This window comes from Allostreptomyces psammosilenae (assembly GCF_013407765.1).
Lineage (GTDB): Bacteria > Actinomycetota > Actinomycetes > Streptomycetales > Streptomycetaceae > Allostreptomyces > Allostreptomyces psammosilenae.
Window position 1 is genome coordinate 1,044,289 of record NZ_JACBZD010000002.1, and the last position, 15,912, is coordinate 1,060,200.

At 75.3% G+C, this 15,912-nt stretch carries 11 protein-coding genes; 1 reads left to right on the plus strand and 10 read right to left on the minus strand.

Annotation, left to right across the window (positions count from 1 at the left end):
- Window positions 1–98 precede the first annotated feature (98 nt).
- The 6 genes from FHU37_RS26680 to aceB all read right to left on the minus strand — a co-directional run bounded on the left by FHU37_RS26680 (window position 99) and on the right by aceB (window position 7,945).
- Window positions 99–743, minus strand: coding sequence for a GTP-binding protein (locus tag FHU37_RS26680; RefSeq protein ID WP_179817184.1), 645 nt, complete (start codon window positions 741–743; stop codon window positions 99–101).
- Complete coding sequence (locus FHU37_RS28740; protein WP_246451310.1) at window positions 724–1,389, minus strand: DUF742 domain-containing protein; 666 nt, start codon at window positions 1,387–1,389, stop codon at window positions 724–726. Before FHU37_RS28740 ends, FHU37_RS26680 begins: the two co-directional genes overlap by 20 nt.
- Entirely contained in the window at window positions 1,386–1,811 is a 426-nt protein-coding gene (locus tag FHU37_RS26690) for a roadblock/LC7 domain-containing protein (RefSeq protein ID WP_179817185.1), read from the minus strand. The genes FHU37_RS28740 and FHU37_RS26690 overlap by 4 nt, the downstream gene beginning before the upstream one ends.
- On the minus strand, window positions 1,811–4,420 hold the full coding sequence (locus tag FHU37_RS26695; protein ID WP_179817186.1) for a sensor histidine kinase: 2,610 nt from the start codon (window positions 4,418–4,420) through the stop codon (window positions 1,811–1,813). The genes FHU37_RS26690 and FHU37_RS26695 overlap by 1 nt, the downstream gene beginning before the upstream one ends.
- Window positions 4,421–4,674: 254 nt before the next feature.
- Window positions 4,675–5,922: a L,D-transpeptidase gene (locus FHU37_RS26700; RefSeq protein ID WP_312892902.1), complete on the minus strand. Its 1,248-nt coding sequence runs from the start codon at window positions 5,920–5,922 to the stop codon at window positions 4,675–4,677.
- Between the two features lie 358 nt (window positions 5,923–6,280).
- Window positions 6,281–7,945, minus strand: a complete 1,665-nt coding sequence (aceB, locus tag FHU37_RS26705; protein WP_179817188.1) for a malate synthase A — start codon at window positions 7,943–7,945, stop codon at window positions 6,281–6,283.
- A gap of 398 nt (window positions 7,946–8,343) precedes the next feature.
- Between aceB and FHU37_RS29180 the strand changes: the two genes are divergently transcribed.
- A complete protein-coding gene (locus tag FHU37_RS29180) occupies window positions 8,344–9,987 on the plus strand; it encodes a serine/threonine-protein kinase (RefSeq protein ID WP_179817189.1) in 1,644 nt (547 codons plus the stop codon).
- A 46-nt stretch (window positions 9,988–10,033) separates the two neighbouring features.
- Here the strand turns inward: FHU37_RS29180 and FHU37_RS26715 are convergent, their stop codons facing one another.
- The 4 genes from FHU37_RS26715 to FHU37_RS26730 form a co-directional block, all read right to left on the minus strand.
- Complete coding sequence (locus tag FHU37_RS26715; protein ID WP_312892879.1) at window positions 10,034–10,837, minus strand: IclR family transcriptional regulator; 804 nt, start codon at window positions 10,835–10,837, stop codon at window positions 10,034–10,036.
- Between the two features lie 118 nt (window positions 10,838–10,955).
- The gene (locus tag FHU37_RS26720; RefSeq protein ID WP_179817190.1) at window positions 10,956–11,363 is read right to left on the minus strand and encodes a globin; all 408 of its coding nucleotides are present in this window, start codon (window positions 11,361–11,363) and stop codon (window positions 10,956–10,958) included.
- A gap of 88 nt (window positions 11,364–11,451) precedes the next feature.
- Entirely contained in the window at window positions 11,452–11,907 is a 456-nt protein-coding gene (locus tag FHU37_RS28750; protein WP_246451498.1) for an FHA domain-containing protein, read from the minus strand.
- 2,441 nt (window positions 11,908–14,348) lie between these two features.
- Window positions 14,349–15,719, minus strand: coding sequence for a VWA domain-containing protein (locus tag FHU37_RS26730; protein ID WP_179817192.1), 1,371 nt, complete (start codon window positions 15,717–15,719; stop codon window positions 14,349–14,351).
- Window positions 15,720–15,912: the final 193 nt, after the last annotated feature.

Here is a 15,912-nt window from a genome sequence, read left to right on the forward strand (position 1 = left end):
CTGGCTGACGCCGCCCCGCCCCGGGGAACGGCCGAACGGCGAACGGCCCCCGCCCGGGTGGGCGGGGGCCGTTCGCGCGCGGGTGTCCGCGCGGTGCCTCAGAAGCGGGCGCCGGCGGGGGCGGGGGTGATCGGCTGACCGGCACCCCCGGCCTCGGCCATCACCTTGCGCACCAGCGCCACCAGCACGTCCCGGCTGGAGGCGCGGTCCCGGGCGTCGCACAGCAGCAGCGGGACGTCCGGGTCCAGGTCGAGCGCGGCGCGCAGTTCCTCGGCGCCGCGCTGGCGACGGTTCTGGAAGCAGTTGACCGCGACCAGGAACGGGATTCCGCGCCGTTCGAAGAAGTCGATGCTGGCGAAGCCGGCGTCCAGGCGTCCGGTGTCCACCAGCACCACCGCGCCCAGGGCGCCGAGCGCCAGCTCGTCCCACATGAACCAGAACCGGTGCTGCCCCGGCGTGCCGAAGAGGTAGAGCACCACGTCCTCGCGGATGGTGATCCGGCCGAAGTCCATGGCGACCGTGGTGGTCTCCTTGGTCTCGATGCCGGTCAGGTCGTCCACCCCGACGCCGGCCGCGGTCAGCGTCTCCTCGGTGACCAGCGGCTCCACCTCACTGACCGAGCCGATCAGGGTCGTCTTGCCGGCACCGAAGCCACCGGCGATCAGGATCTTGACGGCCGTGTGAGCGGCCGGGGCGACCCCTCCCGCCCTCCGGACGCCGCCGTCAGAGCCTCTGGAGTCCATTGATCACCGCCTGGAGTAGGGACACATCGGGTCTGCGAGCGACGCTGACCGGTGCCCGGGCCGTGATCAGGCCGGCGTCCAGCAGGTCGCTGAGCAGGATCTTGGTGGCGCTCACCGGGAGGTTCACGGTGGCGGCCACCTCCGCCACCGCGCGGGGCCAGCGGCACATCTCCACGATGGAGGCCTGCTCCGGCGGGAGTCCGGCGGAGCTGCCGCCCTCCACGGTGGCGATCAGAGTGATCAGGGTGAAGGAGTTGTCGCGGGTGGGCGCGGTGCGGCCACCGGTGATGGCGTACGTGCGGATCAGCGGTCCGGCCTCGTCGTCGAACCAGGCGTCGTCGTCCTCCGCGGTGGCGTCGGCCGGCTGCGCGCCGCCGTAGGGCAGCGGGCCGGCCCCGGCGTAGCCGCCACCCGGGACGCCCCCGGGCACGGCCGGCGCGCCGGGGGCGTCGAAGCCCCCGGTGGGGTAGCCCTGCGGCCCTAAGCCGATGCGTTCCGGCCCCCGCGCCCCGTAGCCGGCGGCGCCGTAGCCGGTGTCGCCGTACCCGGCGTCAGCGCCGAAGCCCCCGTCGTACCCGTTCCCCCCCGAACCCGTCCCGCCGCCGTCGGACGGCGGGACGGCCCGGTCCTCGCCGGGCGTGCTCATCTGTGCCCCGGCGTGCGGGGAGCGGCGCTGAGGTACACGCCGACCTGCCGGATCAGCAGGTTCATCTCGTAGGCCACGAGCCCCATGTCCACCTGCTCGTTCGCGAGCACGGCCAGGCGGGCCCCGTCGCCCGCCGTGGTGACGAAGAGGTACAGCCGGTCGAGTTCGACGACGGTCTGCCGGACGGCGCCCCCGTCGAAGCGCCGTCCAGCCCCCTGGGCGAGGGACTGCAGCCCGGAGGCGATCGCGCACAGGTGCTCGGCGTCGTCCCGGCTCAGCCCGTTCGAGGCGGCCACCGGAAGGCCGTCCTCGGAGAGCACGACGGCGTGCCGGGTGTCCGGGATCCGGCCCAGCAGGTCGTCCAGCAACCAGGACAGGTCCGCTGTCGCGGCGCCAGGGCTGGTGGCGGTGTTCTCGGTCATCACTCATCCCTCGTGGGCGGCTCGGGGAGGCGGGCGTCGCGAGCCCGCCGGGACTGCTGCTGGAAGGCGGCCATGGAGCTGCGGGCGCGGTCCGGCGAGCGGTCGACGGTGGGCTCGTCGCCCTGTCCCCCTTCGGCACGCCCGCCCGCGCCGGCGTCCTTGCCGCCGGCGGAGGAGCCGACGGGCGGATCCTCGCGCAGACCGGCGGCCAGGCTGCGCTGGCGCACCCGGCGCGGCAGTTCCTCGGGGTCGATGCCCGGTGGCGCGGCCGGAGGGACGGCGGGCGGGGCGTCGGCGCGGTCGCGCTCCGCCTCGCGCCGTTCGGCCCGGTGCCGGGGCCCCACGGACCCCGTGTCCCTGTGGTCCATGCTCCTGCGCGAACCCTCCTGGTGGTCTCCGTTCCCGCGGTCGTGGCGGGCGCTGCCGTCCGCCTCGCCGTCGGCACCGGGCAGCACGTGGACGGCGGCCATCGTCCCCCGCTCCCGGCGGCGCCTGGCCAGCCGGGGACCGGGGACGGGGGCGGACTCGGGCCCGGTGGCGACGGCGCCACCGCCCGGGGCTCCCGCGCCCACCCCGGTCAGCACCGGTTCGGCGTGGGAGTGCTGCGGCTGCGGCTCCGCCGGGGCCGCGGGCCGGCCGGCCCCCGCTCCCGCCGGCGCCTGCGCGTTGCTCTCCAGCAGCGACGGCGGCAGCAGCACGATGGCCCGGGTGCCGCCGTACGCCGAGCGGCGCAGCGTGACGTTGATGCCGTGCCGGGCCGCCAGCCGGGAGACGACGAACAGGCCGATGCGCGGGTCGTCGTCCAGGGCGAGCAGGTCGAACTCCGGCGGGCTGGCGAGCAGCGCGTTGGCCGCGTCGTACGCCTCCCGGGGCATGCCCAGGCCGCGGTCCTCGATCTCGATGACCACGCCGTGCGGGATCGTCTCGGCGTTCACCGTGACCCGGGTGTCGGCGGGCGAGAACACCGTGGCGTTCTCCACCAGCTCGGCGATCAGGTGGATGGTGTCACCCACCGCGGGGCCGGCCAGCCGCGCGGTGCTGGCGTCACCGACGTTCACCCGCGCGTAGTGCTCGGTCTCCGCCACCGCGCTGCGGAGCACGTCGACCACCGGCACCGGGCGGCGCCAGCGCCGCCGCGGCAGCACGCCGCCGAGCACCGCGAGGCTCTCGGTGTTGCGGCGCATGCGCGTGGTCAGGTGGTCCACCGCGTACAGCTCGGCCAGGTAGGCAGGGTCCTCGTGGCGGCGCTGCGCCTCGTCCAGCATGCTCAGCTGGCGGTGCAGCAGGGCCTGCATGCGGTGCGCGATGTTCACGAACACGCCCGTGGTGCCGTCGCGGAGCCGGGCGAGCTGCACGGCGGTCTCCACGGCGGTGTGCTGGGCGCTGTTGAAGGCGGCGGCGACCCGGCCGAGCTCGTCGGTGGACGTGGGCAGCTCCGCGGTGGCGGCCTCGACGTCCACCTGCTCGCCGCGGCGCAGCCGGGAGACCACGTCGGGCAGCCGCTCCTCGGCCAGTTCGACGGTCGCGCGGCGCAGCGTGTCCAGCCGGTTCATCAGCGAGCGGCTGATGCGCAGCGAGAGCAGCACGGAGATCACCACGGCCACCAGGCCGAGCGCGGTCAGCAGGGCGGTGGACAGCAGCGTGGACTGCACGCCGTCGTCACCGGTGCGGACCAGGCTCGCGAGCCGGTCGCGGTTGAGGTCGGCCAGCTGGGGCCCGACGGTGGCGATGGCGTCGCGCCACTCGTCCGCCTCGGACGGCAGCGGGGTGGCGCGGTCCCCGGAGATGCCGCGGGCGAGGACGGCGTCCTCGGTGGCCTCGATGGCCTGCCACTCGGGGCTGCCGGTGATCGCCGCGAAGGCCTCCCGCTCGCCACCGGTCAGCATGGGCTCGATCTCGATGGCGTGCAGGTGGCGCCGGACGCCGACGTTCTCGATGAACTCCTGGTGCACCCGGGCGTCGATCCGGCCGCTGGAGATCACCGCGTCCTCGCGGGAGAGCAGCTCGGTGGCGCGGAACAGGGCGACCATGGAGCGGCCGCCCTCCGCGACCTCGGGCGCGCTGTCGAGGTTGGTGAGCTCCTGGAACAGGTGGATCTGGTGGTCGATGACCCGGTTGACGTACGCCGCGGCGGCGGGCCCGGACTCGGAGCTGCGCTCGTCGATCAGGGCGCGCTGCGCGGACATCTCGGCCAGGTCGTCGAGGACGGTTCGGGTGTCCTCCACGACCCTGGAGTTGCTGCTGTTCAGCGCCTCCTCGGAGGCGGCGCGGAAGCTGTCCACCGCGGCGTCGGTGCGGCCGCGCTGTTCCTCCAGCGCGGTGCGGGCGTCGGCGGTCCCCTCGGAGAGCCAGGCGCCGGACAGCCGCCGCTCCTCCTGGAGCTGCCCCATCAGCTCGTAGGTGGTCAGGCCGGCGTCCTCGGCGATGCCCGCGGCGTCGTTGAGGTCCATCGCGTCGTTGTACGCGTCGCTCGCGTTCGGCAGCCAGATGGCCAGCAGCGCGAGGAACGGGACGAGCACGAGGAGGAGGAGTGAGGTGCGTAGCGAGCTGCGGCGCTGGACGTTGTCCGGGCTGCTCGACGCGGTGGGTCTGCGTAACAGGCGTCTCATTGTCTTCCTGGAGCCGGGCGGGCGAGAGGCGACACGCGCGTGCGGTAGAAGCACCGGCCGGTTCACCGCGCGGTGAGCATAGCAGCGCCCCATGACCGAAATGTTGCGCGAAGTGACCGTAATGATCAGGTAGATGATGATCCGTCATGAAGGCCGGAGGCGATTTTTCGGCCCTGTGTGCGAAAGCCCGCCGTCCCGCCACCCCGGGTGGGGGGAGGCGGGACGGCGGGCTCGGGACCCGCGTGGGGCGCCGGTCAGTGCAGGGCGCTGCCCTCGACCCACTCGGACCAGGACATGTTCCAGCCGTTGAAGCCGTTGTCCGGGGCGACCGTCTCCTCGTCGGAGTTGACCACGTTGACCACGTCGCCGGTGATGGTGTTGTCGAAGAACCAGGCGGCGTCCGTGGAGTCGTCGTCCCCGCCCTTGACGTCGGCCAGGCCGATGCAGCCGTGGCTGGTGTTGGCGGTGCCGAACGCCGACTCGGGCGTCCAGTAGTTGCCGTGCAGGAAGGTGCCGGAGCTGGTCAGCCGGATGGCGTGCGGCACGTCGGCGATGTCGTACTCGCCGTCGAAGCCGACGGTGTCGCCGTTCATCCGGGTCTCCTCCAGCTTCTCGGAGACCACCAGGGCGCCGCTCCAGGTGGCGTTGTCGTCCGCGCCGGTGGAGACCGGGATGGTGCGGATCACCTCGCCGTCCCGCTCCACCGTCATGGTGTGCGCGGCCGCGTCGACCGTGCTGATCTGCTCCCGCCCGATCCGGAAGGTGACGTCCTTGGACTGGGTGCCGTAGACCCCCGGGGCGCCCTCGACGTCCCGCAGCCGGAGGCTGAGCGAGACCGTGGACCCCGCCTCCCAGTACTCCTCCGGTCGCAGGTCCAGGCGGGTGTCGCTGAACCAGTGGCCGACGACCTCCTGCCCGGAGGAGGTGCTGACCGTGATCCCCCGCTCCACGCCGGCCTTGTCCTCGTCGCTGATCGGGTGGTCGAAGTTGATCGAGACCGGCATGCCGACGCCGACGGTGGTGCCGTCCTCCGGCGTGAAGTAGCCGATGAAGGTCTCCTCCGGCGCCGTGGTGGTGAAGCTGGCGGTGCTGGTCGAGGAGCGGCCGTCCTCACCGGTCGCGGTGGCGGTCACGGTGTACTCGGTGTCCATCCACAGGCGGTCCTCCGCCGAGGTGGTGGAGGTCCAGCCGCTGCCGTCGGGGCGCAGCGTCCCGTCGACCTCGCTGCCCTCCGGGTCGGTCACCACGACCTTCGTCAGCTCGCCGCGCTCCACGGTGACCTCCACCGGCCGGTCCACCGGGACGCCGGTGGCGCCGTCGCCCGGGGCGAAGGTCACCACGGCCCCGGAGGGGGTGGGGGAGGAGGTGGGCTCGTCGGCCGGGCGCTCCTGCGCCGAGGAGGTCCCGGAGGCGCCGGCCGCCGCCGCACCGCCCGCACCGCCCGCTCCGCCTCCGGAGCAGGCGGTGAGCGTCAGCAGCACTCCGGTCAGCAGGGCCAGCACGGCGGCGGTGCGGCGGGGGTGGGCCCGTCTGGGCCGCTGGCCGCCCTCGCCGTCGTACCGCTGGCGCTCGCCGGTCGTCCGATTCACCCGCTCGTCTCCTTCTCCGTCGGCCGGTGGCGCGGCGGTGCGGCACCTCGGTGACCGCCGTGCGGCGCACCGGACGCTGGCCGCGCCCGTTCGGGGCACGTTTTCCGAGTGTCGCCCGGAGAGCGGCGGACAACCAGGCAGAAGCGGCGAATTCGGACAATCGATCTATGAGATGGGCCACGCCCGGCACGGAGCGTACCGAAATGTTGACTCGTGGTGGCCGCCGGCGGGCGCCGCGCCGGTGCGGCGCCACGCCCGCCGCGGGCGCCGGTCAGTCCAGCAGCCGGTAGGCCGGCAGGGTGAGGAAGTCGGTGAACTCCTCGTCCAGTGCCACCTGGAGGAAGAGGTCGCGGGCGGTCTCCCAGCGACCGGCGGCGAACGCCTCCTCGCCCAGTTCGGCGCGGAGCCCGTCGAGCTCCTCGGCGGCGAGCGAGCGCACCAGCTCCTCGGTGGCCTTGGCGCCGGTGTCCCGCAGCACCACCCCGTTGTGGATCCACTGCCAGATCTGCGACCGGGAGATCTCCGCGGTCGCGGCGTCCTCCATCAGATTGAAGATCGCCACCGCGCCGGAGCCGCGCAGCCACGCCTCGATGTAGCGGATGCCCACCGCGACGGCGTTCCGCAGGCCCTCCTGGGTGGTCGGCGCGTCGGCCGAGGCGACGTCCAGCAGCTGGGCGGCGGTCACCTCGACGTCCTCCCGGAGCCGGTCCACCTGGTTGTACCGGCCGCCGGCGGCCGGGTCGCCGAGGACGGCGTCGAAGCACTCCCTGGCCACCGGGACGAGGTCCGGGTGGGCCACCCAGGAGCCGTCGAAGCCGTCCCGGGCCTCGCGCTCCTTGTCGGCCCGCACCTTCTCCAGCGCCCGGGCGTTGACCTCCGGATCCCGGCGGGAGGGGATGAACGCGGCCATGCCGCCGATCGCCTGGGCGCCGTGCCGGTGGCAGGTGCGCACCAGCAGCTCGGTGTAGGCCCGCATGAACGGCGCGGTCATGGTGACCGCGTTGCGGTCGGGCAGCACGAACCGGGCCCCGGCGTCCCGGAAGTTCTTCACGATGGAGAACAGGTAGTCCCAGCGGCCGGCGTTCAGGCCGGAGGCGTGCTCGCGCAGCTCGTAGAGGATCTCCTCCATCTCGAACGCCGCCGTGATGGTCTCGATCAGCACGGTGGCGCGCACCGTGCCGTGCGGCAGCCCGACGTGGCGCTGGGCGAAGGTGAACACCTCGTTCCACAGCCGGGCTTCCAGGTGGCTCTCCAGCTTGGGGAGGTAGAAGTAGGGGCCGGCGCCGCGCTCCACCAGCCGGCGCGCGTTGTGGAAGAAGTACAGCCCGAAGTCGAACAGCGCCCCGGGGATCGGTGCGCCGTCCACCTGCAGGTGGCGCTCGTCCAGGTGCCAGCCGCGCGGGCGGGCCACCACCACGGCCAGCTCGGCGTCCGGCTTCAGCCGGTACTCCTTGCCCTCGGGGGTGGTGAAGTCGATGCGGCGGGTGTAGGCGTCGATCAGGTTGATCTGTCCGCCGACCGCGTTGGCCCAGGTGGGCGCCGAGGCGTCCTCGAAGTCGGCCAGCCACACCCGGGCACCGGAGTTGAGGGCGTTGACCGTCATCTTCCGGTCGGTCGGGCCGGTGATCTCCACCCGGCGGTCCCGCAGCGCGTCCGGGATCGGGGCGACCTTCCAGTCGCCGCCACGGATCGCGGCGGTCTCCGGCAGGAAGTCCAGGGTTCCGGTGCGGGCGATCTCGGCGCGGCGTTCCCGGCGGCGGGCCAGCAACTCGTCGCGGCGCGGCGTGAAGGCGCGGTGCAGCTCCGCGAGGAAGGCCAGCGCCTCGGGCGTCAGCACCTCCTCGGCGCGCTCCACCTGGCCGGCGGTCAGGGTGACTCCGGGGACGGCCGTCTCCACGGGCGCCGAGGGGGCGGTGGAGGAGGGGAAGGACGACATGGTGGAAGGCTCCTTCGACGCGGTGCCGGCCCCGCGCGGGCGGCCGGCACGGCACGGTTGGTTCAGTCGCTGCGGCCGGTGGCGACCACCGCGGCGTGCTCCCCGGCGACCGCCGGGTGGACCTCCGGATCCGGGTTGGCCGGGGCGAACACGATGGCGTCGTCCGCCATGAGGGATCGGTAAATCCGTGGAATGGAGGCTAGTTTCTACGATGCGGAAACTCAAGGTGCGACGGGCCGCCTGTCCGTATCCTGCTGTCCCCACGCGCACCGGCCAGGGGCACGTGGCTGCCGCCCGCCCGCCACCGCCTGGTCCGGGGCCCGCCCGGTGCGACGCCGGTGGGGCGCGACACCCGCACGGGCCCCGGCACGACGACACTCCACGGGGGACACCACCAGATGAACCCGCTCGCCGACGACGACCCGCGCCGGATCGGCCCCTACCGGATCGTGGCCCGTCTCGGCTCGGGCGGCATGGGCCGCGTGTACCTCGGGCGCAGCCCCGGCGGCCGGAACGTCGCCGTCAAGGTCGTCCGCCCCGACCTCGCGGAGGACGAGGACTTCCGGACGCGCTTCCGCCGCGAGGTGGCCGACGCCCGGCGGGTCGGCGGGGAGTGGACCGCCCCCGTCCTCGACGCCGACACCGAGGGGGAGCGGCCCTGGCTCGCCACCCGGTACGTGCCCGGGCCCTCGCTCAGCCAGGCGGTCCGCCACGCCGGGCCGTTCCCCGAGCGCTCGGTGCGCCTGCTCGGCGCCGGACTCGCCGAGGCGCTGCGCGCCGTGCACGGGGCCGGCCTGGTGCACCGCGACCTCAAGCCGTCCAACGTGCTGCTGGACGTGGACCGCCCCCGGCTCATCGACTTCGGCATCTCCCGGGCCGCCGACGCCAGCGTGCTCACCCGGACCGGGCTGCCGCTGGGCTCGCCCGGCTACATGTCGCCCGAGCAGATCAACAACCAGCGGGACCTGCCGGTGGGGCCGCCCAGCGACGTCTTCTCCCTCGGCGCCGTGCTGGTGCACGCCGCCACCGGCGTCGGCGCGTTCGGCCAGGGGCCGCCGGAGGTCCTGCTGGTCCGGGCGATCACCGACCAGCCGCGGCTGGACGACGTCTCCGAGGCGCTGCGCCCGCTGGTCCGCCGCTGCCTGACCAAGGAGCCGGCGGACCGCCCCACCGTGGAGGAACTGCTCGACGCCCTGCCGCCGCGCGGGGAGGGCGTGCGGACCCTCACCCGCGGCGGCTGGCTGCCGCCGGCCGTCGCCGAGATGATCAGCCGGCGGGCGGCGGAGATCCTGGACTTCGAGGCCGCCGACGAACCCCCCGCACCCTCCGCACCTCCCGCACCCCTCGTACCTCCCGCACCTCCCGTACTTTCCGCACCTCCTGCCCCTTCCGGACCGCCCGTGCCTCCGCCGCCGCCGGTCCGGAACGCGGAAGGCGGCACCGCGCCCTCCAGCCGGCCGGACGGCGGCCACCCGCCCACCATCGGCGCGGCCACCGCGCCGGCGCCGGCACCGACGCGCCCGGGCACGCGCCGACGACGCTGGACACCGGTCGCCGTCGCCGCCGCGGCGGCCCTGGCGGCCGGCCTGGCCGGCGCCCGGTTCCTCGGCGACGGCGGGCAACGGGGCGGGGACGCCGACCCCACCCCGACGCCGACCGCCGAGCGGGTCAGCGGGGAGCGGCTGCCGGAGGAGTACGTCGGCACCTGGACCGGAACCGTGCAGTCCGACCTCGGGGTGCGCGGCGAGGTCACCATGACCATCCGGGAGGGCGCCGTCGGGGATGTCGTCTACGAGGCCGGCAACCGCGCCTCCTACCTGGGCGTGGACCTGGACCTGGTCTGCGCGGGGGTGGGGACGCTCGTCGAGGTCGAGGAGGGCTCGGTGGTCGTGGAGGGCACCGAGCTCACCGCCGGCACCGCGGACTTCTGCGTCGTGGGGGAGCGGGTCCGGCTCAGCGCGCGCGAGGACGGCACGCTGCGCTACGAATCCCTCTCCGACGCCGCCGGCACCCCCGAGGGAACCCTCACCCGCCAGCGGTGACCGCGCGGCGGGTACGGGCCTGCCGGACGGGCGTGCGGGCCGGACGTCAGCCGGCCTCGGGCTCCGCCGCGGCGGCCGGCGCCAGGCTCGCCGACAACGCCGCGGCGGTCTCCTGCAGCGCCGGCACGATCCGGGCCACCGCGTCGTCCGTCACCCGCCCCGCCGGGCCGGAGACCGAGATGGCCGCGGGCGTCGGGGAGTGCGGGACCACCACGGCCAGACAGCGCACCCCGACCTCCTGCTCGTTGTCGTCCACCGCGTAGCCCCGACCGCGGATGCGCGCCAGCTCCTCCCGGAACGACTCCGGGTCGGTGATCGTGTACGGGGTGGCGGGGGGCATCCCGGTGCGCGCGATGATCGCGTCGGCCTCCTCGACCGGGAGCTGGGCCAGCAGGGCCTTGCCCACCCCGGTCGAGTGCGGCAGCACCCGCCGCCCGACCTCGGTGAACATCCGCATCGAATGCCGCTGGGACGCCACCTGCGCGACGTACACCACCGCGTCCCCGTCCAGCATCGCCATGTTGGCCGTCTCGCCGGTCACCTCGACCAGATGGGCCAGGTGCGCCTGTGCCCAGCGGCCGAGCAGGCGCTCGGCCTGCTCGCCCAGGCGGATCAGCCGGGGGCCGAGCGCGTACCGCCGGTTGGGCTGCTGGCGGACGTAGCCGGTCGCCACCAGGGTGCGCACGATGCGGTGGATCGTCGGCAGCGGGAGACCGGTCGAGGCGGCGACCTCGCTCAGGCCCACCTCACCGCCGGCGTCGGCCATCCGCTCCAGGATCTCGAACGCGCGCTCCAGCGACTGAACGCCCCCCGCCGAGCTCCTGGCCTTGTCGTTGCTGCCCTGCGGCACCTCGCGTCCGTCCTTCCGGTGCGGCCTGCCCTGCCCTGCCCGTCCGCGGAAGCTTACCTTCCGACTGGCGGAAGACTCCGTCCACGAAGGACGCCGGGCCGCGGCACCCGCCGGGGCGTCAGCCCTCCTGGGTGTTGATCAGCGTGGCCGCCGCGTAGGTGAGGTACTTCCACAGCTGGGCCTCCAGCTCCTCCGGGAGCTCCAGCTCGTCCACGCCGGCCCGCATGCAGCGCAGCCAGGCGTCGTGCGCCGCCCGGTCCACCCGGAATGGCATGTGCCGCATGCGCAGCCGCGGGTGCCCCCGCCGGTCACTGTAGGTACGCGGACCGCCCCAGTACTGCATCAGGAACAGTGCGAGCCGCTCCTCGGCCGGCCCGAGGTCCTCCTCGGGGTACATCGGGCGCAGGATCGGGTCCGCCGCCACCTCCTGGTAGAAGCGGTGCACCAGGCGGCGGAACGTCTCCTCGCCGCCGACGGCCTCGTAGAAGGTGACGCTGCTCGGGGTCCCCACCGGAATCTCGTTCACCCCTCCATGCTGCCACCCCGCCGGGGTGGCCCCGACGGGCGCGGCGCGGGGACACCGCGCCGCGCCCGTCCGGGGCCGCGCCGGGGACTCAGCCCCGGTGCAGGGTGATCGTGGTCCAGGCGCCCACGTGCACCCGGTCGCCCGGCCGCAGCGGGAACGGCTGGTGTGACGGGAGCGACTCCACGGCACCGTTGATCGTGGTGCCGTTGGTCGACTCCAGGTCCACCACCGCCCAACTCCCGTCCGCCTGGAGCACGAGCGTCGCGTGCACGTGCGAGACCCCGGGGTCGGCCGGCGCCTCGGCCAGGTCGATCTCCGGACGCTCGCCCCGGCTGGCGCTGTACCTGCCGATCCGCACCTGCCGGCCGGTGAGCGGGATTCGCCGCTCCGGGCAGTAGGGCGGGAAGAACAGGCCCTGCGCCTCCGGGCCGCTGCGCGCCAGCACCGCCTGGAAGTAGTCCCAGTCGGCGTTGATCACCGCGGTCCACTGCGCCTGCTGCGGCGGACCCTGCTCCGGCCCACCCGGGCCGCCGGGGCCGGGCATCGGACCCGGACCACCCGGGCCTCCGGGACCACCCGGGCCTCCCGGACCGGCGCCCGGCTGACCGGGGCCGGGGAGGCCGGGGCCTCCGGGTCCGTCGAAGCGCGGACCGCCGGGGCCGCCGGGACCTCCGGGACCTCCGGGCGGGCCGTAGGGCTCGGGACCACCCTGCGGGAACGGCTGCTCGGGTCCACCGGGACCGCCCGGGCCACCGGGACCGCCGAAGCGCGGGCCACCAGGCCCGTTCGGGCCCGGCCCACCGGGGCCGGGGCCGTCACCTCGGAACGACTCCCGCACGCCGGGCGCCCCGGGGCCACCGGGGCCCGCCGGGTTCCGCTCGTCGCGGAACATCGGCGGCGGCCCGTCGCCACGGGGACCCTCCGGACCGGGGCCGTCGAAGCGCGGACCGTCCGGACGCGGCGGACCGTCGAACCGCGGCCCCTCCGAGCGGAAGGGGTCGCCCCGGAAGTCGCCACCCGGGCCGTCCGGGCCCGGTCCACCAGGTCCGCCGGGTCCACCGGGACCGCCGAAGCGCGGACCGTCCGGGCGCTCGGCCTCCGGCCCGGGCGGCGGTCCGTCCGGGCGGAAGTCACCGCGCGGTCCGTCCGGCCCGGGGCCGTCGAAACGAGGTCCGTCCGGGCGCGGCGGCCCGTCGAAGCGGGGCCCGCCGGGCACCGGAGGTCCGTCGGGGCCCGGTCCGCCGAAGCGGGGGCCGTCGGGGCCGGGGCCGTCGAAACGGGGTCCCTCCGGTCCGGGGCCGTCGAAGCGCGGGCCGCCGGGGGCGGGGCCGTCGAAACGGGGTCCCTCCGGTCCGGGGCCGTCGAAGCGCGGGCCGCCGGGGGCGGGAGGGCCGTCAGGGCCGGGTCCGCCGAAGCGGGGCCCGTCCGGGCGCGGCGGGCCGTCGAAGCGGGGGCCGCCAGGGCCGCCGGGCGCACCGGGGCCGCCCGGTCCGTTCGGGCCGGGGGCTTCGCGGTCGTCGCGGAACATCGGCGGGGGGCCGTCGGGGCCCGGTCCGCCGAAGCGGGGGCCGTCGGGGCCGGGGCCGTCGAAGCGCGGTCCCTCCGGTCCGGGGCCGTCGAAGCGCGGACCGTCCGGGCGCGGCGGCCCGTCGAAGCGGGGGCCGCCCGGTGCGGGGGGGCCGTCGGGGCCGGGTCCGCCGAAGCGGGGCCCGTCGGGGCCGGGCCCGTCGAAACGGGGACCGCCGGGCGCACCGGGGCCGCCCGGTCCGTTCGGGCCGGGGGCTTCGCGGTCGTTACGGAACATCGGCGGGGGGCCGTCGGGGCCCGGTCCGCCGAAGCGGGGGCCGTCGGGGCCGGGGCCGTCGAAGCGCGGTCCCTCCGGTCCGGGGCCGTCGAATCGGGGCCCGCCGGGTGCGGGGGGTCCGTCGGGGCCGGGCCCGCCGAAGCGGGGGCCGTCGGGGCCGGGGCCGTCGAAACGGGGTCCCTCCGGTCCGGGGCCGTCGAAGCGCGGGCCGTCCGGGCGCGGACCGGGACCCGACGGGCCGTTCGGCCCACCAGGCCCACCAGGCCCACCGGAGCGGCCGGGAGCCGGGGCGGGCTCGCGGGTCCATCCGGGCGGGAAGTCCATGCCGCGTCCGCCCGGCGGGGCGGGCGGGGGCGGCGGCGGAGCGGAGTCCCCGCCACCGACCCGCTCGAAGTTGCCCGGCCGGCCGCCGCTCGGCGGACCGTCGGGGCCGTCGAAACGCGGACCGCCCGGCTCCGGACCGGGGCCACCGGGGCCGCCCGGACCGCCGCCGGGCAGGCCGGGGCGCCCCGCCGGCTCGAAGAAGGAACGGGAGGTCTCCCCGGTCGGCTGACGGGGCCCCGGCGCGGGCGGCGGCGCGTTCCACGGCCCGTCACCACCCGGCGGCGGCGGGAACGCGCCCGGCCCGCCCGGGCCACCAGGCCGCGGCGCGCCGGCTCCCGGCCCGCCGGGGCCCTGCGGGTCGTGCCGCATGCCGGTGGCGAAGTCGTAGCGGCACTCCTCGCAGAAACGGTCGCTCTGCGGGGTGTGGCAGACGGGGCAGTTCTGGATGTACGCCGTCGACTCAGGATCACCGGAAGGCGAACGCGGTGGCGGCGGTGGCATCGGCGGGTTACCGCCACCGGGGTAGCCCTGGGGGCCGAAGCGCTGGTCCGCGCCCCGGCCCTGGTCCCCGGCGATCGGTATGCCGCAGACCGAGCAGATGTCGTCGGTCGCCGAGTGGTGTCCGGCGCCACATCGCGGCATTGGTCAGCCTCCTAGACCCTTCAACTGGCGAGCAGTGCGCTTCGTCCGTTATCCGGAGCGGTCACCCGCTCCGGGAGTTCCGGCCCGCGGAGCACACACAGGCCACGGGCCAGACCTTAACGTCCTTCCGGGAGGGAGTGAGAGCGCGCTGCCACACAACCTCGTGTCGGACCCCGCCGGGGACGGACCCGTCGGCACCGGCGTGTCGCTCGCCGTCACCGCGGCCCCCGGCCGGCTCCGGGCCCGGAGTGCGGCCGGCGGTGCACGGTCCTGGTCGACGCCACGTCAAGGGTCATGTCGTCCTCCCGGGAGACGTCCGTGCGCAGCCGCACCGTGCCGTTCGCCGGGTCGATGATCTCCACGACCTTGTCCAGCAGCAGCTTCTTCTCGGTGTTGCCGGCCGCGTGGACCAGCTGCACGGCCCGCCCGAGCTTCGCGGTGGCCTCCTCGAAGTCCCCGTTCCCCTTGGCCTGGATGCCCTGCTGGATCGCCTCGGCGATCTCCGCCTCCCCGGTGTAACGCACCACCTGGGAGTTCATCCGGGTGGACAGCTCCAGGTCGTCCGTCCACACCGCGCGCACCAGGCCGCGGGTGAGCACCTGCGGCGAACCGTCCGGTCCGGCTGTGACCAGGCTCACCCGCGCCGCGGCGAGTTCGTCGTTCACTCCCTGCGCCGGCACCTGCACGCAGATGTGGTAGTCCCGCTCCTCGTCACCCCACGACCCCGTCGGGTAGTCGCCGTTGCGCGGGTCCACGTCGATCCGCCGGTCGGTCAGGTCCTCGATGGTGGGCGCGACCTGCTTGACGTACACCAGCCGGGCGAACTTCGGCGTCCACACCCGCAGGTAGACGTCCGGCACCTCCTTGGCCATGGTGCGCGCCATGACCTCCTCGAAGTCCGCCTGGAGACCGGCCGGGTCGGCGACGATGTCCACGCTGCCCAGCAGCGCCCCCGCGACGCGGCGCAGCTCGGACACCTCCCAGTCGGTGCCGATGCCGCGGCAGTCGCAGGTGAACCAGCCCTGACACTCCTCCAGGGTGGCCTGCAGCGTCGCGGGATCCTCGTGCTCGTTCTTGCCGTCGGTGAGCAGGATCGCGTGGCGGACCGCGCTGCCGTACGGCGTCAGCAGTTGCTTGGCCAGCTTCAGCCAGGTGCCGATGGCGGTGCCGCCGTCGGCGTGCAGGCGGCGCAGCGCGTGCTTGGCGGCGGCGCGGGTGTGCTCGTCGGCCACGGCCATCCGGCCGGAGCCGGGGTAGATCTCCCGCGCCTCGTGGGTGCCGGCCACCACGGCGAAGGCGACGCCGTCGCGCACGGTGTCGATCGCCGCGGCGGTGGCCTGCCGGGCGGCCTGCAGCTTGGTCGCCGGGTAGTTCATGGAACCCGAGCAGTCGATCATGATGACCACGGCGCCGGGCGGGGTGTCGGAGGGGGACCGTCCGTGGCGGGCCTCGTTGCCGGTGCCCTCCGCCGAGACGGTCACCACGGCGTGCACCTCGGTGCCGCCCTCGGGGAGGAACTCGTTCTGGTAGACCGACAGCCGGAACCGCGGGTCGCCGTTTCCAGCGCCGCCGGAAGGCGTGCTCATGGGGCGCTCCATTTCGTATCTCGGGCACGTCGCCGACGTGCTGTCTCACTGGCCTGGACGAGTCGTCACCGGGCCGGTGTCGGCCCGTCGACGCGGCGGTACTGGTGGTGGGGGAGTGGCGGTGGGGGTACGGGAGGGGTCGACGGCGGATGGCGGGCGGGTGGACGGACGGGAGTCGTCGGGGGCGGGGAGG

Excerpts from the sequence above, each read along its gene's own strand:
- FHU37_RS26730 (WP_179817192.1), bottom strand. The coding sequence starts at position 15,719 with ATGAGCACGCCTTCCGGCGGCGCTGGAAACGGCGACCCGCGGTTCCGG.
- FHU37_RS28740 (WP_246451310.1), bottom strand. The coding sequence starts at position 1,389 with ATGAGCACGCCCGGCGAGGACCGGGCCGTCCCGCCGTCCGACGGCGGC.
- FHU37_RS28750 (WP_246451498.1), bottom strand. The coding sequence starts at position 11,907 with ATGCCCGGCCCCGGCGGCCCGGGTGGGCCGGAGCAGGGTCCGCCGCAG.
- FHU37_RS26680 (WP_179817184.1), bottom strand. The coding sequence starts at position 743 with ATGGACTCCAGAGGCTCTGACGGCGGCGTCCGGAGGGCGGGAGGGGTC.
- FHU37_RS26690 (WP_179817185.1), bottom strand. The coding sequence starts at position 1,811 with ATGACCGAGAACACCGCCACCAGCCCTGGCGCCGCGACAGCGGACCTG.
- FHU37_RS29180 (WP_179817189.1), top strand. The coding sequence starts at position 8,344 with ATGAACCCGCTCGCCGACGACGACCCGCGCCGGATCGGCCCCTACCGG.
- FHU37_RS26695 (WP_179817186.1), bottom strand. The coding sequence starts at position 4,420 with ATGAGACGCCTGTTACGCAGACCCACCGCGTCGAGCAGCCCGGACAAC.
- aceB (WP_179817188.1), bottom strand. The coding sequence starts at position 7,945 with ATGTCGTCCTTCCCCTCCTCCACCGCCCCCTCGGCGCCCGTGGAGACG.